The following is a 23,287-nucleotide window of genomic DNA, read 5'->3' as shown; positions in this document are numbered from 1 at the left end:
TAGGGGTAATCGACCGGACATAATATCACTCTTGTGGGGTGAGCGCGAAAGACCGCCCTCAACACAAAATTTAAATGCACAACAGCTTACGTCACAAAGTCATCTCAGCCCTGATAGCTGTCTGCGATCGAGAAAACAGAGGCCTGTCCCGTGTTTAAAATCATCCACAACACGATCGACAATCGAGCTTTTAGGCACAACCCCGAGACTTTTAAGAACAGCCCAATCGTCTCCGGTACGATACTGGTTTTTAAGGTGAAGCGTTTATATTTTCAAGTCGCTACAAATAAAATATATCTTGACAGTGATGACTGACCTCTGGGAGCTGTCAAAGGTGTAAAATATAAACAGCTTTATACCTGTTACTTCTGAGGCTTCTCAAAATAGAACGGCTGAGGGCGGAACAACCAGCGATCGGTAATTTGGTGGGAGAACGGCGGCCAGCGGTGAACCTGTATCAGCAAAACTTGGCGGATGAATTAGGGATGACCTTTCCCACGATTAATCGTTGGGAAAATGCAAAGGCTACGACTTCTCGCTTGCCACTCAAGCAAATTTACATCTTGCTGCATGAGTTAGGTAATTTGCCAGATGCAACGCTTCGCGAATGCAGTAAGGCACAGCGAGCAAGATATTTTTCGTCGGATAAGGAGTAAAAAGGGTGAGTTTAGAGGGAATCAACAGCATTTTCAGAGATATTCGACTACTTCCCTATGGTGTGGCGACACTCTCCGTGGCACTGGCACTGACGCTAACCCAATCGCTTTTACCGTGGATCTACCCAACCACGACGCCGCTGTTTTTCATCGCGGTGATAGTGAGTTCCTGGTATGGCAGTTTCGGGGCAGGGTTACTGGCAACAATTTTATCCACGCTGGCAATCAACTATTTTTTTATTGAGCCGTTCTATTCGTTACAGATAGTTAATGTAGAGACTATTGTTCGGCTGGGTATGTTTTCGATCGCGGCAGGATTGATCGCTTCACTCAATCTATCGTGGCGCACTGCTATAAAAAACGCGAAAGCAGCCTTGCAAAATTTACAAGAGGCAATGGAAGTAGAACAAAACGCGCAGGGCGAAGCCGCACAAGCTGCGGCGACGGAGGCAAAAGAACAGCTAGAAACGGTACTTTCTAGCATCAACGATGGGTTTTACATCCTCGATCGCGATTGGCGCTACACCTATGCCAACGATCGCTACTGTGAAATGGTTGGAATGCCGCAGTCAGCGATTCTGGGTCAGAAGATTTGGGAGTTATTTCCGGCGACAGTTGACACCGATGCTTACGTGCAGTTTCATCGGGCAATGCGCGCACAAACGCCGCTCCACTTTGATTATCTCTACTCGCCTTGGAAACGTTGGCATGACTGTCGAATTTACCCTTCGCCCAGTGGACTGACCGTTTTGCTTGCTGACATTACCGATCGCAAACAGGCGGAACTCCTCCTGGTCGAGCAAAAACGACTGCTGGAGTCGATCGCCTTCGGGCAGCCGCTAGACGACTGTCTGGCAGCCGTGTGTGACTCAGTATCCAGGCTGAACCCGGGTACCCGCGCCTGCTTCCTGCTAGCCGATGCTCAGCGGCTGACGTTTAACAGATCCATTACTCCAGACTTTCTACCGTCTTTTGGTGAAGGACTCCAAGATGCTCCGATTAACGATTTGTGCATTGGAACCTGCGGTGAAGCAGTGTATAGAGGTCAGTCCGTGACCTGCGCCGACATTGCCAACGACGATCGCTGGTCGCAAGCATGGCGAAATTTATGCGTTGCTCACGGCATTCTAGCGTGTCATTCTCAGCCCGTGCTCAGACAGGACAATCTAGCTCTGGGGTCGCTGATGCTGTGCTTTAGCGAGGCGCGGAGGCCGACGGATTGGGAATATCAACTCGCGGAGTTCGGCACCCAAGTTGCCAGCATCGCGTTGGATCGCGATCGATCGTTCCAGGCGTTGCGCGAGAGCGAAGAACAGCTTCGGCTGGCTTCCGAAGGCGGGAATTTGGGTTTGTGGTATTGGGATATGGAAACAGACACGCTGACTTGCACGGACATAGCCAAAGCGATGTTTGGTTTACCCGTCAATACCGCAATGTCGGTGCAGGTGTTTTTAGAAGCGGTGCATCACGACGATCGCCCGTTCGTTCACACCGCGATCGCTGAGCTAAAAGCGAATCAACCGCATACTGAAATAGAGTATCGGACGCTGTGGGCAGATGGCACCGTTCGCTGGATTTTGGCAAAGGGCGATTGCGCCTATAACGCTGATGGCGTCATAATTTCGACGCGGGGCGTATTAATCGACATCAGCGATCGCAAACAAGCCGAAGCAGCGTTGCGTCACAGCGAAGAGCAGAGTCGGAACATTCTCGAGAGCATTGATGATGGATTCTTTGCCCTTGATGAGAATTGGCGTTTCACTTACGTGAATCGGTCAGCGGAAATTCTGCTAGACCGCACTGCAAGCGATCTGATTGGGAAGAATTTTTGGGAAGAATTCCCAGGACTCGATGGCAGCGAGTTTGAGCGGATTCATCGGCGCGTGGCAAACGAGCGTGTGGCTTTGTCAGTCACGGCGTTTTATCCGGATCACGATCGGTGGTACGACGTTCGCACCTACCCTGCAGCGAACGGGATTACGATTTATTTCCGAAATGTTACCGATCGCAAACAGGCCGAGGAGGTATTGGAACAACGAGAAGCAGAACTTCGTTTAGTCACCAATGCCGTGCCTGCCTTGATTTCCTTTGTAGACTCAGACCAGCGCTATCGCTTCAACAATCGAGCATATGAAGAATGGTTTGGACATCCGGCAGCGCAAATCTATGGCAAGCACCTCCAAGAGATTTTAGGCGAAACTGCCTATGAAGGGATTCGTCCTTATGTTGAGCAAGTCTTGGCAGGACGGGAAGTGACCTTTGAAACCCAAATTCCCTACAAAGATGGTGGAACCCGTTATGTCAATGCGACCTATGTTCCCCGGTTCAACAGCCAGGGAAAAGTTGAAGGGTTTGTAGCACTGGTCAACGATATCACCGATCGCAAACAAGCCGAAGCCACACTGCGGGAGAGCGAGGCACGGTTCCGGCTGATGGCAGATGCTGCCCCTGTGCTGATTTGGATGGCCCGCACCGATAAACTCTGTTATTACTTCAACCTCCCGTGGCTAAACTTTACGGGACGGACGATCGAGCAAGAAAGGGACAATGGTTGGACAGAAGGAATCCACCCCGACGACCTCGATCGGTGTTTAGACACGTATGTGACTGCCTTTGATGCCCGTCTACCGTTCAAGATGGAATATCGCTTGAAACGCTTTGATGGCATATACCGTTGGATTATGGATGAAGGTGTTCCTCGGTACGGATTGGAAGACCAGTTCTTGGGCTACATCGGTTCCTGTGTTGATATTGAAGACCACAAACAAGCTGAGGAAGCCCTGCGCGAGAGTGAATCCCGCCTCCGTCTGATCTTTGAAAGCGCCAAAGATTATGCCATCTTCACCATCGACCTTAACGGCATCATTGCCAGTTGGAACTCAGGGGCCCAACGGCTGTTGGGCTATACCGAGACAGAAGCAATTGGTTGCCCGAGTCGGATGATCTTCACACCCGAAGATAACGAACAAGGACAAGCCGAGTACGAGATGCAAAAAGCTCTACTGCAAGGACGGGCCGAAGACGAACGCTGGCACGTCCGCAAAGATGGGAATCGTTTTTGGGCCAGTGGATTGATGATGCCCTTGCTTAACGAAGCCAATTGTCCGCAGGGATTGGTCAAAATCATGCAGGACAAGACCGCACAACGGCAAGCAAGTGAGCGACTGCAATTGCTGTATGAAACTACCCGCGATCTCTTGAATACAGAACAGCCTCTGGCTTTGATGGACGGGCTATTCCGCAAACTTGCAGTGCAACTCGATCTGCACTCTTACTACAACTTCATGCTGGAAGAAAAAGACAACCGCCCGATGCTGCATTTGAGAAACTATGATGGCATCTCTGAAGAAAGGGCGCAGGCGATCACCTGGATCGAATTAGGGCAATATCTCTGTGGACTGGTTGCCCAAACGCAGCAGCAACTTGTCTTGAATCAAGCCGAACTCTCCACTCATCCGAAAGCTAAAGCCGTCTGTGAACTGGGCATGACGGCTTACGCGGGTCAACCGTTGATCGCTCAAGGGCAGTTATTAGGAACGCTCTCATTTGCCAGTCTGACTCGGACGCACTTCACGCCTGCAGAAATCGAGCTGCTGGGCTCTATCTGTGACCAGATCGCGATCGCTCTGGAACGGGCAAACCTGAACGATTCGCTCCAGCAGCAAGCGGAACAGCTAAGACAGGCAAATCGGATCAAGGATGAGTTTTTAGCGGTACTATCCCATGAATTGCGATCGCCACTCAATCCCATCCTGGGGTGGTCAAAGCTGCTGCAAACTGGCAAGCTGGATGCGGTCAAAACTGCACAGGCGTTAGCGACGATCGAACGGAACGCCAAGCTGCAAACTGAACTGATTGAAGATTTGCTTGATGTCTCGAAAATTCTCCAAGGCAAGCTCAGTCTGAATATTCGTCCAGTCGATTTAGCTTTAACTGTGGAATCGGCGATCGAAACAGTCAATTTGGCTGCTGTTGCCAAATCCATTGACATTCGGACTGTGTTAGATGCTCAGATCGGACTGATTTTGGGGGATTCGGGCCGTTTGCAGCAGGTTGTCTGGAATCTTGTTTCCAATGCGGTCAAATTCACCTCAGCCGGAGGGCGCGTTGAGGTGAATTTGACTCGTGTAGGCAATCACGCTCAAATTAGGGTGGCGGATACAGGGATTGGCATCGCACGGGAGTTTTTACCCTACGTGTTTGACTACTTTCGGCAAGAAGATGGCGCTACAACCCGCAAGTTTGGCGGCTTGGGATTGGGGCTGGCGATCGTGCGGCATCTAGTGGAACTGCACGGCGGTACCGTTGCGGCAGATAGCCAGGGTGAAGGGTTAGGGGCAACCTTTACCGTAAGTCTGCCCCTATCACCGAAGGTAAAGGGACAAGAAAACTCTCTTGCAGGACTTTCGGAACGATCGACTGCGGATGAACCGTTATCCGGGATGCGGATACTGGTGGTAGATGATGAGCCGGATATGCGAGACTTGATTTCCTTTTTGCTAGAAGATGCAGGTGCAGAGGTAGTGACTCTTGCTGTCGCTCGAGAAGTCCTCACAGCGCTGGCTAGGTTCCAGCCAGATGTGCTGTTGAGCGACATTGGAATGCCGGGGATGGATGGCTATATGCTGTTGCGGCAAGTGCGAGCCCTGCCGCCTGAACGGGGTGGGCTGATTCCCGCGATCGCCCTGACTGCCTATGCGGGGGAGTTTAATCAAAAGCAAGCTTTGCAAGCTGGATTTCAGCGACATCTGGCAAAGCCGATCGACCCGGATCAATTAATTAAGACGATCGCTGCACTTCTTAGCCAGAACACTCATGACCCAGCAAGCGATAAAGATTGAGCCGAAGGATCTCCAACCGATCGAACATCACCAAGCTTTTAAGTTGCTGTGGTTAGGAGCGATATTTGTATTATCTTCTGTCCGGTCGATTCCCTCCGCTTCGCTTCCACCGAAATCAGGTAGGGGCGGGTTCAACAATATCTGCCAACAATCTCCAATCTCAAAAACCCGCCCGGCCGGGATATTATGGTCAATCGCTCGGACATGATATTACAGGAGAATCTATCAATAAATCCGGTTTCTAGTCTAACAGTGCGTAAGTCCTGATAATATAATCAATAATTTGGAGTATCAAAAAAAGACGATGGGAATTAACAAGCAGCAGCCTAGAATACATATAAAACCTTCAGTGATTAAAGCCATAGCTCTGTTCTTTCTGTGCTGCTTGTTAACTGCAAGTTGCGGACAGGGATCGCGTCGATCGGTGAATGCGAGCGGCGAAAATGCTAATAACCGCATTACTATTGGCACAACTTTGAAATTGCGGACGATCGACCCTGCGGACGCTTACGAAATTATCTCAGGGCAACTGCTGCAAAATTTGGGCGATACTCTCTACACTTACAAGTCGGGAACTACTGAGTTAATTCCCCACTTAGCGACAGCACTTCCAAAAGTTAGCCAAGACGGATTGACATATACAATCCCCTTGCGTCAAGGCGTTATTTTTCACGACGACACACCGTTTAACGCCGCAGCAATGGAGTTTTCCTTGCAGCGGTTTATCAAAAATGGCGGTCGTCCGGCTTTCTTGTTGAGCGATGCCGTAGAATCTGTGAAAGCGACGGGCGAATACGAATTAACTTTTCAACTCAAAAAGCCTTTTGCTGCTTTTCCTTCCCTGCTGACATTTGCCGGTAGTTGTGCAGTTTCTCCAAAAGCTTACGAGATTGGAGAGGGTAAATTTAAACCCGATACGTTTGTGGGAACGGGACGCTACAAGTTGGCGAAGTACGGCAGCGATTCTCTCAAGTTTGACGTGTTTGACAAGTATTGGGGAGAAAAACCAGTTAATCAAGGAATTGACCTTTTGCTGCTTTCTAGTCCCTCAAATTTGTTCAATAGTTTTCAGACTGGTGCAGTCGATGTTGCTTATTTGTCTATGGATGCAGACCAAGTTCAAAGCTTGGGCGAGGGAGCAAAACAAGGGAAATGGCAAGAAATCGCGGGGGAAAGCAGTACGGTTAGTTACATGACGCTGAATACTAAGTCTAAACCGCTGGACAAGTTAGAAGTGAGACAGGCGATCGCCGCAGCGATGGATCGCCCGCTGATTAACGATCGCGTACTGCGCGGACAAGCACAACCGCTTTACAGTCTGATTCCCACAACCTTCGACGTTCAAAAACCGATTTTTAAAGAACTGTACGGCGATGCCAACACTGTAAAGGCTAAGGAACTTTTAACGAAAGCGGGATTCTCAGCCGCAAATCCTTTTGTCCTGCAAATTTGGTATCCTTCAGCTTCTACAAAACGAGCTTTAGTCGCCAGTACGATCGAGGCGCAAGCTAAACTCAAAATGGACGGGATAATGCAGGTAGAAATTAACAGCGTTGAATCTCCGACTTTGTTTCAAAATATAGAGAAGGGGATTTATCCTGCGGTTTTAGTTGATTGGTATGCCGACTTTTTCGACGCCGACAATTATATTCAGCCGTTTTTGGATTGTGCCACGGGTTCGGCCGCCGGGGGCTGTGAAAAGGGCGCCAGTCAAGGTCAGGGTTCGTTTTATTATAGCGATCGGGTAAATCAACTGATCGACAAGCAACGAAAAGAAGCAAACCCTCAAACCCGCAAAGCCCTGTTTGCCGAAATTCAAGATATACTGGGTCAAGATGTACCTTTCGTCCCTCTTTGGCAGGATAAGGACTACACCTTTGCTCAGAAAAATATTACCGGCGTCCGTTTAGAACCGACGCAATCTTTTCCTTTTTGGTTCCTGAAAAAGCAATAATTCTTTACAATTATTTGCCGGAGTTGAAACGTCAATTATTATTGCATATTTTGTACGCAACAGGGTGATGATTGTCACAGTTTATCAAAGAGACCCATCACCCAACCCTCTCAAAAAATGTGGGATATTATTAAAGACAGATATTGCTGAGGGTAAGTATATGAAATTTGGCATTTTAACAACAACAACAGGCCTGCTGATTGCGCTCGGCTGTGCCTCGGGAGTAAACGCAGAAAACGTATCACAAGTCAAGCAACTATTAGAAACTAAAAAATGTAGCAAATGTGACTTGACAGGAGCGCAACTTGCTGGTATGAATCTGAGCGGAGTAGATTTGAGCGGTGCGAATCTGCGGGGTGCAAATTTGAACGGTGCAAATTTGAACGAAGCCAAATTGAACGAAGCAAATCTGAAACAAGCTAATTTGCAAGGTGCGAGTTTAATTGGGGCTAAATTGCACGGTGCCAATTTGGAGGGTGCTGATTTGAGCCGCGCTAATCTGAGTCTGGCGGGTTTAGTGATTGCCAGTTTGAAAAATACCAACCTCACCAGCGCTAATTTAATCGGCGCTAATTTAGAAAGTGCCGATTTGGGGGGTGCTAACCTGAGAAATGCTCGCCAGTCTGTAGCGAATTTAGCTAATGTCAGCCTCAGAGGTGGCATTCTGTCGGGAATAGACGTACAGGGAGTCAACTTGCGGGATGCAAATTTGACCGATGCTAATTTGAACGGTGCTAATTTGAACGGTTCGGACTTGACCGGTGCTAATTTAAAGAATGCCAATATGGCAAATGTAGATTTGAAAAACGCTTCTTTGCCGTAGGACGATCGCCAATTGTTATATCAAATTCTGGTGCTTAACAAGCTTAATATAATAGAATGTAGGGGCAATTCTGAAATTGCCCCTACAGTTTTATTTAATTGTAAGATTTATCTCGTTTTCGGTCGCTGTGTGGGTCAATCGATTTTAGATTTTAGATTTTAGATTTTAGATTTTAGGCGTTGCTTAATCAGGGTATGAAAAAAATCAATTGAAAATCCCAAAGTTTTGTGAATACTGGTTTCTATGACTTGCATATTTAGCCTTTCATACCCTAAATCAGCAACGCCAGATTTTAGAATTGACCCGACGGATAAATTCGGGGGGGAAAGTTTCATCGGATACAGGTTTTTGATTTCTGGACGGATGAATCCGGGGGCTTGTATCCTCGATGCTTGATTGTCATTGTTCGGTGTGTGAAGCTTTTCGCTGGCACCTGCGATTGCTTCATAATTATGATGTGATGTCGGATCAATCTTCCTCGCGAGCATCTTGGGCGAAGCGGATAATGTCATCATCGCCGAGGTATTCGCCATTTTGGATTTCAATCATCACCAGGGGAATAACGCCTGGATTTTCTACGCGGTGAGCAGTATTCATGGGAACGTAGGTTGACTGTTTCTGCATGAGAATCGTCTCTTTGTCGTCGCAGATAACTTTAGCAGTACCGGAGACGACAACCCAGTGCTCGCTGCGGTGATAGTGCATTTGGGTGCTGATGTGGTGCCCGGGTTTGACTTCAATGCGATTGATCTTGTAACGATCGCCCGCGTCTATAACTGTAACTTTACCCCAAAACCGGGTTTGCGTGCGATCGTCCATTTTTTCGATTGTGTCCACTGTTTCCACCATCCTGTTTATCTCGCCAACGGTGTCTGTAAAAATATCTGTATTTATAAAGTATATCAGAAGGTAAGTGCGATCGCATTAAACATTACTCAATTAGCCGCCATTCGCGAGCATCAATAAATTGGGATAAATGCCCCACATTTGTTGTAGCAATTATCACCTCATGCCCTTCATTTGCCTCCAAAATTGCTTGAGCCGCCAAAATCACATCCCCGTCAAGTGCATTGGGGTCTGCGGTTGGTCTTCCTCTCATTCTCGCGTCAGCCCACAACTGAGCCGCTAGAAGCATTACCTCTGTAGTCAAAGGACGGTATGTAAGGACATTCTTGAATAGGTCAAGTTTTCTGATACCTCTCTCTTTTCCCGCTCGAATCAATTCTCGCCGCACCTCATAGTCAGCAATTTCAGGCAGGATTACCATTTCGCCATTTTGTAGTAAGGAGTCTAGCCAAAGTTGGCATTCCAAATAAGGAGGTTTGGCTTGAGGGTTTGTTACCATTCCTAATGGGCCAGAATCCCAAAAAATTATTCTGCTCATTGAAACAAGGGTCGATTAGACATCGGATCTTCATCGATCACTTGTTCTAGATATTCCGCAGTTTCTTTTTGCTCTTGTTCGTCATCCTCTTCTCGCCACGATCGCAATAATTCAATTGCACCTTGATTTCTTTGTATCCGTTCCTCCAGCGACAGTTTAGTAATGTCTATTTTCTCAGATGTCTGGGGAGGCTCGGACAATACGGGCTTTACTGTCACCGTTTCCAGAAATAAGCGCATCATCTGAAGTAAATTCTGCCAATATTCTCTGGGAGTTTGCTGAATTACGCGGAGGAATTCCGCGATCGGCTGGCTTAACGGGCGATCGCTTTCTTGGTCTTCAACTATAGGAGTTTCAGGCGCGGATTTTACTGTCGCTCGGCTTTCACTGCTTAAAATTTGTTCGGACATAATTACTTGTTTTCTTTCTATCATTTACTCATATTATAAACAAAAGGCGGGCAATTGCCCGCCTTTTACTTACTTGCTCAACACACCATCGGGAATCCCCAAAATATCCTCAATTCGAGGCATATCTTCCAAAGCAATCACTCGCCCTTCATCCTCAAAACCAGCAATTAGATCGAAATTCAAATACCGATACAAATCAGCAGCGAAAGGATCGATTCTCTTCGACACAATGTCATTGTATTCTTGGAGTGTAGGAATGCGACCTAACAGCGAACAAACTGCCGCCAATTCCGCTGAACCGAGATAAACTTGAGCATCTTTGCCCATGCGGTTGTTAAAGTTGCGAGTGGAAGTTGAAAACACGGTTGTCGCATCTTTAACCCGCGCTTGATTGCCCATGCAAAGACTGCAACCTGGCATTTCTGTACGCGCTCCAGCGGCTCCAAAAATGCTGTAATAACCTTCTTCTTTGAGTTGCTGTTCGTCCATGCGAGTTGGCGGACAAATCCACAGGCGGGTTTTCACTTCCCCAGCACCTTCCAACACCTTGGCAGTGGCGCGGTAGTGACCGATATTTGTCATGCAGGAACCGACGAATACTTCGTCTACCCGATCGCCCGCAACCTCACTCAACAACTTAACATTATCCGGGTCGTTGGGAGCAGCCACAATCGGCTCTTTAATCTCGTTCAAATCGATTTCGATGATTTCAACGTACTCCGCATCAGCATCCGCCTCCAGCAACACCGGATTAGCCAGCCATTCCTCCATCTTCGCCACCCGGCGCATCATCGTCCGCGCATCTTGATAGCCCCGCGCCACCATGTTTTTCAGCAGCGCGACATTGGAACGAATGTACTCGGAAACAGTCTCCACGCTCAATTTAATCGTGCATCCGGCGCAAGAACGCTCGGCCGTCGCATCGGTCAATTCAAAAGCCTGCTCGACCTTCAAATTCGGCAAACCTTCAATCTCCATAATCCGCCCAGAAAAGATATTTTTCTTGTTCTGTTTCTCGACGGTTAGCAAACCTTTTTGAATCGCCACATAGGGAATTGCATTCACCACATCCCTGAGCGTTACTCCGGGCTGCAATTCACCTTTAAACCGCACTAATACCGATTCCGGCATATCCAAAGGCATGACGCCCAAAGCAGCAGCAAATGCCACCAATCCCGACCCCGCAGGAAAGGAAATTCCCAACGGAAAACGAGTGTGAGAATCGCCGCCGGTTCCCACTGTATCCGGCAATAACATTCTGTTGAGCCAAGAGTGAATAATGCCGTCTCCCGGACGCAAAGCTATGCCGCCCCGCTGTGACATGAAATCGGGCAATTCATGGTGAGTTTTGACATCAACTGGCTTCGGATAAGCGGCAGTGTGGCAGAAACTTTGAATTACCAAATCGGCGCTAAATCCCAAACAAGCAAGTTCTTTCAATTCGTCCCGAGTCATCGGCCCGGTGGTATCTTGCGATCCGACTGTTGTCATGGCTGGTTCGCAAGATGTACCGGGACGAACGCCGGACAAACCGCAAGCTTTGCCTACCATTTTTTGTGCTAAAGTGAAGCCTTTGCCCGTATCTACTGGGATTGTGGGACGGGTAAAAATAGTGCTGGGTTCTAGTCCTAAAGCTGCGCGAGTTTTGTCGGTTAAAGTGCGTCCAATTAATAGCGGAATTCGGCCGCCTGCGCGAACTTCGTCTAGAATTGTGTCGGGTTTGAGGGTGAAGGTGGAGATGATTTCTCCGGCTTCGTTGGTGATTTCGCCTTTGTAGGGATGGATGGTAATTACCATTCCTGTTGCCATTTTGGAGACATCGCATTCGATCGGCAAAGCGCCGGAATCTTCAGCGGTATTGAAGAAAATCGGGGCGATCGCACTTCCTAAAATATAACCGCCGCTGCGCTTGTTAGGCACAAACGGAATATCGTTGCCAATGTGCCACAGCACGGAATTAATCGCCGATTTCCGCGACGAACCGGTACCGACAACATCGCCGACGTAGGCTACGGGATGGCCTTTTTGCTTCAATTCTGCAACGGTTTGCAAAGCCCCAGGCATCTTACTTTCCAGCATCGCCAAAGCGTGCAGCGGAATGTCCGGCCGCGTGGTAGCGTGCGGCGCGGGCGACAAGTCGTCGGTATTGGTTTCTCCGGGAACTTTGAATACAGTAACGGTAATCGCTTCTGGCAACACAGGACGACCGGTAAACCATTCCGCATCGGCCCAAGAATCTACTACCTGTTTGGCATAGGGATTGGTATCAGACAACGCTAGAACGTCGTGGAAAGCGTCGAATACTAACAGGGTTTTGCTCAGTGCCCGGGCGGCGGTGGCGGGAATGGCGATTTCGGCAGTAGGATTGAGTAAATCGATTAGAGATTGGACGTTGTAGCCGCCCATCATTGTCCCCAGCAGGTAAACAGCCCATTTCGGGGTAATTAGGGGAGTGTGGATTTCGCCTTTGGCAACACCGGTTAAAAAACCTGCTTTGACGTAGGCTGCGCTGTCTACGCCTGGGGGAACGCGATCGCGCAATAATTCTACTAAGGTTTCCTCTTCTCCCGGTGGCGGATTTTTCAGCAGTTCGCAAAGTTCAGACGTTTGCTGAGCATCTAATGGCAGCGGTGGAATTCCCAAGGCCGCTCTTTCAGCAGCCTTTTGGCGGTAAGACTCAAGCATTTGTCGTCTCTCCTCGGATAGCGTTCGGTAATTGTTTGCAGATTAGTTTACCTTTCAGATTAGGGGCTTGCGCCGACATCTGGGACAGTAAGCAGCTCTAATCAAAACTTAACGCAACTTAAGAAACAGTAGATTTCCATACCAAAGATAGATGTGCTCGGACATCCAGACCTGTAAGGCTGGAGCCTCGCAGTTTAGGGTCGCTCTGTGGCATTCTTCTAGTTAAGATTGATCTTGTGCAGGGATTTAAGTGTCGATCGTCCTCTGCATCTGCAATCGCCAGCGATCACCGACCAATTCATACTTCTCCGCTGCGGAGTTACAGGAGTCCGATTCTGTGCAAAATAGATTATCGCAATGGATCAATCACAAATTTGACAATTTTATCCCTCAAGACTGTCATGGCTGTGGCTTCAAGACAGGAATGCAGGAAGCACTGCAACAAACTAAAGAAATATTTCTGACGATCGCCGACGCAATGCCGGTGCCACTGGTCATCAGCAGTTTGGCTGATGGCACCATTCTTTATTATAACGATTTATGCGGTATTGCCTTCGGACTGACAGCATCCGAGTCCCTCGAACGCAAAAAAGCCGAAACACTCTACAGCGATCCGGCAGAGCGCCAGGAATTGCTCGACATACTCGCTGTTGAAGGACACGTCCGCGAAGCCGAAGTCCGCCTCAAAACAACTGACGGCACGCTGTTTTGGGCAACTGTATCAATGCGGTATCTAACATTGCACTCGGAAAAAGTTGTTCTGTCGGTGTTCTGCGACATTAGCGAGCGCAAGAGAGTCGCAGCGCTAGAGCAGGAATTGCTCGGGTCAATCCACTTGCGGGCCCGTCAGCAAGCAGCCGTCGCTTACTTGGGGCATGAGGCGATCTCTGAAACAGATTTGTCGGCACTGATGGACAAAGCAGCAGTTTTAATTGCCCAAACCTTGGATGCCGATTTTTGTCAGTTGTTGGAACTGTTGCCATCAGGTCATGCTTTGGAGTTGCGAGCGGGTGTCGGCTGGGGGCCTGGCCTGGTAGGTAGCGCCACTGTCACCGCTTCGGCCCGCTCTCAAGCAGGTTATACATTGTTAGTTAACGAACCGGTGATCGTCAAAGATTTGCGGGTGGAAACGCGGTTTAGCGAGTTGCCGCTGCTGCACAACCACCTCGCCGTCAGCGGTGTCACCGTCATCATTCCTGGCAATAAGGAACAGGGGAAAAGGAACTGGGGACTAGCAGAATCAACGAACACTGCTCAATCTCCTGTCTGGGGGGTTTTGGGGGTTCACACCAAGGGCGAGCGAGTTTTTAACCAAGATGACGTTTATTTTATGGAGGCGATCGCCAACCTGTTAGCTGCGGCGATCGAGCGGATCGGAGCTTCGGAACGCTTGCAAACGATGGAAAGGGCGATCGAAAGCAGCAGCAACGGCATTGTAATTACCGATGCGACGCTTGCCGACAATCCGATTATTTATGTCAATCCCAGTTTTGAGCGGATCACGGGTTACAGAAGAGATGAATTAATCGGTAAAAATTGCCGATTTTTACAGGGCAGCGGCACGAACTCTGCCAGTGTAAAAAAGCTGCGAACTGCTATTGAAGAAGGGCGAGAAGCTCAAGTTATATTGCGAAATTTTCGGAAAGACCGCTCTCCTTTTTGGAACGAACTTTCTATTGCTCCTGTTTACAACTCGCGCCGACACTTAACTCACTTTATTGGCGTTCAAACCGACATTACCGACCGCCAGCGAGCGGAAGAAGAATTATTTTTAAAGTCTCAAGCTTTAGCAAATTTTAGTGCCAATCTCAAACACCTGCACCGGATTACAACTTATCACTATCAAAATTTTGAAGAACTGGTTGACGATTATCTAAAAGCTGGCTGTTTAATTTTTGGACTTTCTATTGGTCTCATCGCTCAACTTGAAGAGGAATGTCTGATTATTCGCTCCGTAAGAACAGATTTAGAAGATTTTACACGAGGATTAGAATTAAATCTTAGCGATACTTACTGCGGCTCAGTGATTAAATTAAAGAAAACAATCGCTTGTTCTCACATAGGAGGGACTTTAGATAACGGCGAACATCCAGCCTATAAAAAATGGCCGATAAAATCTTACATAGGAACACCGATATTTATTGACAATAAAATCTACGGAACCTTGAGTTTTTCGGCTCCAGAGGAAAGGAAAAAAGAGTTTGAATCTCAGGCAATAGAAATAATAGAATTGATGGCTCAAAGCATAGGTAGATTTCTCGCAGATCACCAAAGGGAAGTAGAACGACAGCAAGCCGAACAAGAGCGCTCTGAGTTGATAGTATCTCTTCAAGAAAGTGAAGAACGCTACCGCCGTTTGGTAGAGCTGTCTCCCGAAGCGATCGCCGTTCACAGTCAAGGGAAAATCGCATATATCAATGCTGCTGGTGCTAAACTTCTCGGCGCTAGCTCGCCGGCCGAGATAATCGGCTTTCCTGTCTTGAATTTTGTGCATCAAAACTATGTGGAAATAGCCAAAGAGCGAATCCGGCAAGTAGAGGAAGAAAATATGCCGATCGAGCTTGCCGAACAAAAACTGATGCGGATCGACGGACAAATAATAGACGTTGAAGTCGCCGGCATCCCCGCTACTTATCAAGGCTCGGTCGCCGCCCAGATTATTATCAGAGATGTCACCGAGCGCAAGCGAGTAGAACGGGAACTGCTGCACGGCGCTTTTCACGACGCGCTGACGGGTTTGCCCAACCGGGTTTTGTTCATCGACAGGCTAGGACAAGCTATCCGCCGATCCAAACAGTCCCCTAATTATAAATTTGGTTTACTTTTCCTAGATTTAGACCGCTTCAAAGTAGTTAACGATTCTTTAGGACACGTTTTAGGAGACAAACTGCTAGTCGCCCTCGCGCACCGACTGCTAAGCTGCGTGCGGGCTTCTGATACCGTGGCCAGGCTGGGGGGAGACGAATTCACCATCCTGCTAGACCACATTCAGAGCCTTAGCGACGCCACCCTAGCAGCTAACAAGATACAAAAAGAACTGACGAAGCCGTTTCATATCGAAGGGCACGAAGTATTTACTACCGCTAGCATTGGGATTGTGTTCAGTCGAGGCGAAGTCCCAGCAGCCGAAAGCGGCAAATCGAATCTGTACACTCACCCGGAAGAATTCCTACGCGATGCTGACATTGCTATGTACCGCGCTAAAGCTTTGGGCAAGGCGCGCCACGAGGTGTTTAATTTGGCGATGCACGACCAAACTATGTCGCTGTTGCAGTTAGAAACTGACTTGCGGTTGGCTATTTGTGGCAAGGAGGAATTAGGGAAGAGCAAAGATGAAGGTTCGCACTTTATGGTGCACTATCAACCGATTATTTCGATCGCCAGCGGTGCGATCGAGGGTTTTGAGGCTTTGGTGCGCTGGCAGCACCCGGTTCGGGGTCTAGTGCCGCCGTCTACTTTTATTCCTGTAGCTGAAGAAACAGGTTTGATCGTGCCTCTGGGAGCCTGGGTGCTGCGGCAAGCTTGCCGCCAATTGCGCTGTTGGCAAGAACTGTTAACGGATGTTAAAGGAAGTTCGGCAACGAGCAGTGTACGGGATTTAACTGATATCAGGCACCAGGAAGCAGGAAGTTCGGCAACCAGCAGTGTAGGGAGTTTAACTGATATCAGGAACCAGGAAGGAGAAACAAGTAAGAAAGAGGAAGTCAGAGACTTTTTAACTGACTCTAATTCCCAATTTTCGACGACAAATTACAAATTACAAATTACGGATGGCTCGTTACCAATTCCCAAGTTTCAATTACCAATTATCGCTCCTTCGGAATTAACAATGAGCGTCAATCTTTCGGCCAAACAGCTCGGTCAACAGAATTTTATCGAACAGATAGATGAAATTTTGGCAGAAACTGGCTGCGAGCCGAGTTGTTTAAAGTTGGAGATAACTGAAAGCGCGATCGTGGAAAATGTCAAGAAAGCCAATATTGTGCTAGCCCAATTAAAAGGTAGAAATATTCGGTTGTCGATCGACGATTTCGGTACTGGCTATTCGTCTTTGAGTTACTTGCACCGCTTTCCGCTGGATACGCTGAAGATCGATCGATCTTTTGTGAGCCGCTTGGGGGCTGTCGAAAACGGTGAAGGCGGGGGTCAGCCTTTGCAGATTGTGCGGGCGATCGTAACTTTGGCTCACAATTTGGGGTTGAATGCGATCGCCGAAGGTGTTGAGACCGCCGAACAGTTAGCACAGCTTCGAGAACTCGGCTGCGAATTAGCTCAGGGATATTGGTTTTCTAAACCTTTAGACAGTTTGGGGATCACTGAAATTCTGATAAATCTCGCTAATCTCAAGTCCGGTGAAATACCAGCAATCCCGTCCCGCTTGGCCTCGGGGGATGCTAGCTAGGGGGATGCGAGCTTTCCCAATTACCAATTAGTCATTACCCATTAGCTTTGAGTGGAATCTCGATCGCAAATTCTGCACCATGTCCCGGCGAAGAAGTGCATTTGAGCGAGCCGTTGTGTCTGTCTGTAACAATTTGATAACTAATTGACAAGCCCATCCCAGTGCCTTTTCCCACAGGTTTAGTGGTAAAAAATGGGTCAAAAAGTCGATTGCAGACAGTCTCTGTCATTCCCGGGCCGTTGTCAGCAATCCGAACCAGCACCCGATCGGGTTTTGGCATTTCAGTGCAGATACGAATCAGGCTGGGATTTTTCCGCAGTTGGTCGGCAGAAAGTCGCGCGTCTCTCTCTTCCAAAGCATCTAAAGCATTGCTCAAGATATTCATAAATACTTGATTTAGCTGTCCGGCATAACATTCTACTAACGGTAATTTGCCGTATTCTTTAATCACCTCAATTTCTGGATGATTTTGTTTGGCTTTGAGCCGGTGCTGCAAAATCATCAGGGTGCTATCTATGCCGTCGTGGATGTTGACTGCTTTCTTTTCCGCTTCGTCCATGCGGGAAAATGTGCGGAGAGAAGCAACAATTTGTTGAATTCTGTCTGCACCGACTTTCATTGAAGAAAGCAGTTTCGGCAAGTCATCCATCAGAAAGTCCAGTTCAATAGCTTCTACTTCCTCTACAATTTCCGGGACAGGATCGGGATAGTAGTTTTGGTAAAGTTCGATCAGGTGCAGCAAGTCTTGAGCATAGTCGTTGGCGTGGCTGAGATTGCCGTAAATAAAATTAACTGGATTGTTAATTTCGTGGGCGACTCCTGCCACGAGTTGACCGAGAGATGACATTTTTTCGTTTTGAATTAACTGCGATTGAGCGCTGGTTAATTGCTGCAAGGTTTGCTCTAATTCGCGAGCTTTATTGCGAGTTTGGGCGTAAAGATCGGCTTGGTTGAGGGCGATCGCCAATTGAACTGTAATCGCTTGCAACAATTCTACTTCGCTGTCACTCCAAGGCCGCACAGAACTGCAAGAGCAACAGCTAACTGCACTCATTACCCCGGAAAGTGCCTGCATTGGGATGATTAATATAGATTGGTAGCCGAGCGATCGAATGGTTTGTTTCCAAAGAGGATCTGCTACTGTTTCGACATCATCGACCCGCAGCATTTCCATGTGCAAGATTTCTTCTCCAAGAGAACCGAAGTTGGAAGCTGGATAGCGACCTGTTAAATCGGGAAGTTCGGGGAGGCGAGATTCTTTGATTGTCTCCCAGTAAGGTGCGTCTCCGTCGCAGCGATACCAGCTAAAGTTGCAGCGATCGATCTGCATGAAAGCGCGAATTTCCTTAACTGCGACTGTAACGATGCTGTCGAAGTCGAGGGAATTGCGAATTTGAGCGGTGAGAATATTGAGCAATTTTTCTCGATCTGCCTGCTGTCTGAGTCTGGCTTCCGATTGCCTCAAAGCAATTTCTCCCCGCTTGCGCTCAGTAATGTCTTCGGTAATTGCTAATAAATATTGGGCATTGCCTTCTCGATCTAGAATTGCGGTTTTCTTCGTATGAAATATGCGAGTATCGCCTTCTCTTGTTTGAATCAGTTCTTCGGGAATGTCTAAAATTTGCCCGCTGGCGAGGGCTTGCCGGTCTTTGGCGGTGAAAAAGTCGGCTTGTTCTCTGGGGAAAAAGTCGCAGTCCTTTTTGCCCATAACTTCTGCTGCACTGAAACCGAGCAACTGTTGGGCGACTGGGTTCCACAGTACAAATCGCAACTCTTGTGCTTCTTTGCAAAATACTCCTACGGGTATGGTTTTGAGCACTGATTCCATAAACTGTTGAGCCTGTTGCAGTTCTGCTTCTGCCTGTTTGCGATCGCTAATATCTCGGACGTTGGCAATGACGCTGAGATTGCCGTTGAGATGAATTCTCGACAGGGCAACTTCTGCATCAAAAGTTGAACCGTCGTTGGGACGCCTCGCTTTCCATTCCACGCGACCTGTTTCGCCGGCTAATACTTTTTCCCAAAGTTCTTCCAGGTTTTGAATGGGATTATCGCAGCTTGAATAGTCGTTTTTAATTGATAATTTTGTTGCTTGTTCGGGGCTGACTCCGTACATTTCTAACATTCGATTATTGACATCGAGAATGTTGCCTTCTAAATCGTGAATGAAGATAGCATCGTAGACATTGTTAAATATGGTTCGCAGGTTTTGTTCGGAAACTTGTAGCGCTGCTTCGGCTTCTTTTCGATCGGCGATTTCTCTTTCTAACTGGGCGACTGCTTCGGAGAGTTCGGCGGTGCGATCGCTCACTCTGTCTTCTAACTCGGCTGCTGCTTGCCGCAGGGCGGCTTCGGCGACTTTGCGATCGGTAATGTCGAGCGCCGTGCCGAACAATTTTAGCACTTTGCCACTAGCATCGGTTTCAGCGCGACCCAAGGCGTTGAGATGCCGCAGCGTGCCGTCGGGACGGCAAAGGCGGAGGTCAAAATCAAAGGGGATGCCCGTTTCGAGTCCCCGCTGTATTTGAGTCCGCCACAATTCCAAATCTTCGGGATGGATCAGAGCGACCTGTTCGGCTAGGTTGGGGGCAAAGGCGGCCGGTTCGAGTCCGAAGATGCGGAAGAGTTCCTCTGACCAAGTGATGGTTCCGGTGGCTGCGTCGAGTTCCCAATTGCCGACGTGGGCGAGTGCCTGGGCTTCTTGTAGCTGCCGCTGGCTGTTGCGGATGGCGGTTTCGGCAACTTTGCGATCGGTAATGTCGAACAATACGCCGCAAAATACGATTTCGCCGTTCTCGCTGCGGGTGGGCATAGAGTCGCCCTGCCACCAGCGAATTTCGCCGTCGGGCTTGACTATTCGCCCTTCGTAGTGCCAGGGAGAGAGATTTTCTACGGCTTCGTTGACGGAGGCGAGGTGGGCTTCCAAGTCTTCGGGGTGGATGCGAGAAATGAATGTATTTAAGTCTCCCATTATTTCTGCTGCTGTGACGCCGGTAATATCGAAGATGCGATCGCTCATGTACTCAACTCTCCACACTCCCTGGTTGCTGCAAAATTGGAACAGAGCTCCGGGGATGGTGGCTGCGATCGTCCGAAACCTGGTTTCGCTGACACTGAGGGCGGCAAAAGTCTCTCGCAGTTCTGCCGTGCGCGCTTCTACTCTGCGCTCTAGTTCGGCGTTTGCGTGTTGCAATGCGGCTTCTGCGCGCTTGCGATCGGTAATGTCGGTGGCTGTACCGGTGGTGCCGAGGAAGTTTCCGGTTTCGTCGTACAGGGCGATCGCGTTGAACATTAAATGTTTCATGCTACCGTCTTTGGCGATTTGGGCGGTTTCGTACTGGAAAATAGATTCTCCGGCAAACAGGCGGGCGAAAACTTCTAAATCTTTTTGGCTTTGTTCTGGTGTCACAAAGTCGGAGAACGGCCGACCGAGCATTTCTTCTGGTTCGTAACCGTAGATGTACTTAACTGCTGGGTTGACGAAGGTGTAGCGCCCGATCGCATCGACCGACCAAATCATGTCTTGGGAGGTTTCTACCAGCCTGCGGTATTTGGTTTCGCTGGCTTTGATGGCTTCTTCTGCTTGTTTGCGTTCCGTCATGTCCCGGCAGACAGCGATTGTCATTGTGATGCGATCGTCTTCGTTGCGGATGGGTGTTTTGACTGTACTGAACAGTCGCACTTCTCGATCGTGCCGCGCGATGGGTTCTTCTGAAATTTCTAGAGTCTGTCCGGTCTCAAATACGAAGGCGTCATCTTTAATGTACTCGAGAGTATGGTCGGGATTGCTCAAAGGTGCGTCTGTGATTCCTTGAAGTTCCTCTTGAGTCATGCCGTAATAATCGCGAAATGCTTTATTCGCCCACACGATTTTTGATTGAGGGCCTTTGACTAATACTAGATCGGCGATCGAATCGAGAATTTGGTGATATTTTTTCTCGCTGTCGCGGAGTTTCTGCTGCACGGCTTGGATTTCTGCTAATTGCCTCTGGGTTTGCAAGTGCAGTTCGGCTTGATAGATGGCAACTGCTAAATGGTCGCCTACTTGTCTGGCAAATTCGATTTCGTCTTCTTGCCAATTGCGGGGACTGCCGCACTGGTGAATGCACAGCAATCCCCACAAATTTTGCCCTTGCAGTAGGGGTACGACTAAGTTTGCTCGGATTTGAAATCGCTTGAGGATTTTGAGGTGGGACGGGTTCAACCGGGTTTTGTAGATGTCGCTGACAGCTTGAACGTATCCTTTGGCATAGTTGGCTGCAAATTGTTGGTCGAAGCAGTAGTCGCGAACTCTGATTCCCAAAGATGGGGTGTATAGGGGAAGTACCTCTTCGGAGACTACTTCGCCCTCGTTCGATTCGGATTCGGGAAGAAAGCGGTAGATGGCGACTCGATCGGCATTTAGGAGTTGCCGAACTTCGGTGGCTGTGATTTTAAATATTGTTTCTAAGTCTAGGGATTCGCGAATTTTGCCAATAACTCCCATCAGCGCTTGCAGCTTTTTGAACCAGGTTTGAGATTGCGTTTCTCTTTCTAGGTGAGCTAGTTTCTCGCGCAGGTTTGTTACTTCTTGATACAGGTATTTATGAAACATAATGCTCTTTCTTTCGTGATTTTGCGGTTTGGTATCGAGGTTGATGGCATCTCAATCGCGATCGACAAGTTGAGCCGGGTAAATCAAAAGGGCAAAGGACAAATTCTCCTCCTTCTGCTAGCACTTAGCAGCTACTCAAGCTGCATTTCCGTATTTTTTCTAGATTGGGAGGTCGATCGAGCCTGTTAACTTCCGTATATTTACTGAAAAAACTGGCGTAATTTGCTACTGCATAAATTGTCAATAATTGAGAATTATGTTAACAAAACTTACACGTAAACTGGGTTTCTTAACGTAATTAAGTCAGGGAAGCTCCGAAAGTGGAAACCAGAAACCGCGTTTCATGACGGGATGGCGGGAGCATTATCACTAATTTTGACATTTTTTTCGCTTGCCTTTGCTTTGGTGCCAACGATCACCTTTTTATTATTACCCCAAACTCTATCGAAGGTTTCCTTGGTTTTGCGCTTGAATATCCTGTTGCAATCCCTCTATTAATTTTTTTTGAAATAGAGGCGAGTTCCTTTTCTATAGTTGTCGCTAATTCTCGATTTCTCTGTCCTAAGTTCCTTTTAATACACCCTTTCGGGCAATCCGATCTTTGAGATATGTTTGGTTGCATTTTAATTGTTTTATGCTATCGGTTTGATTGTGCAAACTTATTAAAATCCACTGAAGCAAAGGTTAGTTTTAGGTTAAAAAGTTGAGGGAGCATCTCAATGAAAGCAGCCAAGCTAGAACTCTCAGTTTTGAGGCAGAACGGCCCGAGGCTGCGAGGCAGGAGGAAAGAGGAAGAAGGAAGGAGCCAGGAGAAGTGTTTTTACAAATAGGAGATGCTCCCAAAGTTGAGGTAGTTGCAGGTTAGGGTTAAATTAGCTCAACTCAAGGGCGATTCCCTACACTTTGCGAACGCACCCGCGTTCGGGGTAGCCTCGCTTGACGAACACTTTTTGCCCGATTTTTACATTTTTTGAGAAGTGTAGAAATTTTTAGATAATACCAAGGTTTACGGTATCACATTTTTGATTAAAGTCAAGGTATTTCAAGCTTGAGAAATAGAAATGGCGATCGCGATGATTAAATTTTGGGCAAAATAACGATCAATTCCGTATCAACTCGCCTTTTGCTTTCTACCTTTAAAGTGCCACCGTGTTGTTCGGCAATAATATCGCGAGTGAGAGATAAGCCAAAACCGACTGCTTCTGCTTTTGTTTAGTAGTAAAACAAGCAGGGAAGATTTTTGATTTAATTTATAGAGGAATTCTCATGCCGTTTTCGGGGAAACCAAGTTCAAATGCTTTTGCCAATTTTTGCATTTTTACCGAGTTTTTGAGAGTAAAATCTTCTGTTGACCGCTCGGTTCCTTTCTGCCAATTTTTATGTTTTTTAAATACACCATAACAAGCATTATTAATGATATTTATCAAAGCGCGATTGAGGTCTGAGAAGGGTACTTTCAAGAGAGCGATCGCACTGTCATACTCGTGTCATACTCAGTATAAATTATAATATTGAAGCGGCGAGCGATCGGCTGCTGC

General features: G+C 47.9%; 12 protein-coding genes. 6 read left to right on the top strand and 6 right to left on the bottom strand.

The features are described 5' to 3' along the window. The first annotated feature begins 661 nt into the window (after positions 1-661). The 3 genes from QUA99_RS10030 to QUA99_RS10020 all read left to right on the top strand — a co-directional run bounded on the left by QUA99_RS10030 (position 662) and on the right by QUA99_RS10020 (position 8,274). Positions 662-5,497, top strand: a complete 4,836-nt coding sequence (locus QUA99_RS10030; protein ID WP_333236022.1) for a PAS domain S-box protein — start codon at positions 662-664, stop codon at positions 5,495-5,497. A 304-nt stretch (positions 5,498-5,801) separates the two neighbouring features. Beyond that, the gene (locus QUA99_RS10025; RefSeq protein WP_333236021.1) at positions 5,802-7,451 is read left to right on the top strand and encodes an ABC transporter substrate-binding protein; all 1,650 of its coding nucleotides are present in this window, start codon (positions 5,802-5,804) and stop codon (positions 7,449-7,451) included. Positions 7,452-7,611: 160 nt separating this feature from the next. After that, positions 7,612-8,274, top strand: a complete 663-nt coding sequence (locus tag QUA99_RS10020) for a pentapeptide repeat-containing protein (RefSeq protein ID WP_333236020.1) — start codon at positions 7,612-7,614, stop codon at positions 8,272-8,274. Between the two features lie 468 nt (positions 8,275-8,742). On the opposite strand, the gene QUA99_RS10015 is transcribed toward QUA99_RS10020, so the two are convergent. The 4 genes from QUA99_RS10015 to acnB form a co-directional block, all read right to left on the bottom strand. After that, the gene (locus QUA99_RS10015) at positions 8,743-9,123 is read right to left on the bottom strand and encodes a cupin domain-containing protein (RefSeq protein WP_445242896.1); all 381 of its coding nucleotides are present in this window, start codon (positions 9,121-9,123) and stop codon (positions 8,743-8,745) included. Between the two features lie 82 nt (positions 9,124-9,205). Further along, positions 9,206-9,619, bottom strand: a complete 414-nt coding sequence (locus QUA99_RS10010) for a nucleic acid-binding protein (protein WP_333236019.1) — start codon at positions 9,617-9,619, stop codon at positions 9,206-9,208. Between the two features lie 35 nt (positions 9,620-9,654). Further along, positions 9,655-10,068, bottom strand: coding sequence for a hypothetical protein (locus QUA99_RS10005; protein ID WP_333343245.1), 414 nt, complete (start codon positions 10,066-10,068; stop codon positions 9,655-9,657). Positions 10,069-10,137: 69 nt separating this feature from the next. Next, the gene (gene acnB, locus QUA99_RS10000) at positions 10,138-12,753 is read right to left on the bottom strand and encodes a bifunctional aconitate hydratase 2/2-methylisocitrate dehydratase (RefSeq protein ID WP_333236017.1); all 2,616 of its coding nucleotides are present in this window, start codon (positions 12,751-12,753) and stop codon (positions 10,138-10,140) included. Between the two features lie 424 nt (positions 12,754-13,177). Here acnB and QUA99_RS09995 point away from each other — a divergent pair, with 424 nt between their 5' ends. After that, a complete protein-coding gene (locus QUA99_RS09995) occupies positions 13,178-17,155 on the top strand; it encodes an EAL domain-containing protein (RefSeq protein ID WP_333236016.1) in 3,978 nt (1,325 codons plus the stop codon). 34 nt (positions 17,156-17,189) lie between these two features. Here QUA99_RS09995 and QUA99_RS09990 read toward each other — a convergent pair whose 3' ends face one another. Further along, positions 17,190-21,749 (bottom strand): PAS domain S-box protein, encoded by a 4,560-nt coding sequence (locus QUA99_RS09990; protein WP_333236015.1) that lies wholly within the window; start codon positions 21,747-21,749, stop codon positions 17,190-17,192. Here QUA99_RS09990 and QUA99_RS09985 point away from each other — a divergent pair. Both QUA99_RS09985 and QUA99_RS09980 read left to right on the top strand, forming a co-directional pair. Further along, a complete protein-coding gene (locus QUA99_RS09985) occupies positions 21,741-21,938 on the top strand; it encodes a hypothetical protein (RefSeq protein ID WP_333236013.1) in 198 nt (65 codons plus the stop codon). The two genes, QUA99_RS09990 and QUA99_RS09985, sit on opposite strands and share 9 nt — an antisense overlap. 514 nt (positions 21,939-22,452) lie before the next feature. Further along, entirely contained in the window at positions 22,453-22,614 is a 162-nt protein-coding gene (locus QUA99_RS09980) for a hypothetical protein (RefSeq protein WP_333236012.1), read from the top strand. Between the two features lie 385 nt (positions 22,615-22,999). Here QUA99_RS09980 and QUA99_RS09975 read toward each other — a convergent pair whose 3' ends face one another. Beyond that, positions 23,000-23,209 carry a hypothetical protein gene (locus QUA99_RS09975; protein ID WP_333236011.1) on the bottom strand — a complete coding sequence of 70 codons (210 nt, stop codon included), beginning with the start codon at positions 23,207-23,209 and terminating at the stop codon, positions 23,000-23,002. Between the last annotated feature and the right edge of the window lie 78 nt (positions 23,210-23,287).

The sequence above is a fragment of the Microcoleus sp. F10-B2 genome (assembly GCF_036704965.1).
Taxonomy (GTDB): Bacteria; Cyanobacteriota; Cyanobacteriia; order Cyanobacteriales; family Microcoleaceae; genus Microcoleus.
The sequence above is the reverse complement of the archived record's forward strand: the minus strand, read 5'-3'. Positions and strand labels throughout refer to the sequence as shown.